Origin of the sequence: Schumannella sp. 10F1B-5-1 (assembly GCF_006517535.1) — a bacterium.
Classification (GTDB): Bacteria; Actinomycetota; Actinomycetes; order Actinomycetales; family Microbacteriaceae; genus Schumannella.
In genome coordinates this window covers 1-258 of record NZ_VHQH01000233.1, presented here as the reverse complement: position 1 = coordinate 258, position 258 = coordinate 1, and the positions used below count along the sequence as shown (strand labels likewise).

Annotated in this window: 1 protein-coding gene; it reads left to right on the top strand. The window is 67.1% G+C overall.

Annotation, left to right across the window (positions count from 1 at the left end):
- Nucleotides 1-91: 91 nt before the first annotated feature.
- On the top strand, nucleotides 92-258 hold a 167-nt coding region (locus FJ658_RS15535), incomplete at its 3' end, for an adenylosuccinate synthetase (protein WP_181408521.1).

Here is a 258-nt window from a genome sequence, read left to right as displayed (position 1 = left end):
ACCCACCTCCCAGAGTGCGGCGCCTCGGAAGAGGTCGGGCCGACCCGATAGGCTGGGGTGTAATCCCCCGTCTGACCAAGGGAGAAGAGCTATGCCCGCGATCGTGCTCGTCGGCGCCCAGTGGGGCGATGAAGGCAAGGGCAAGGCGACCGACCTGCTCGGCGACCGCGTCGACTACGTCGTCAAGTTCAACGGCGGCAACAACGCCGGCCACACCGTCGTGATCGGCGACCAGAAGTACGCGCTGCACCTGCTGCC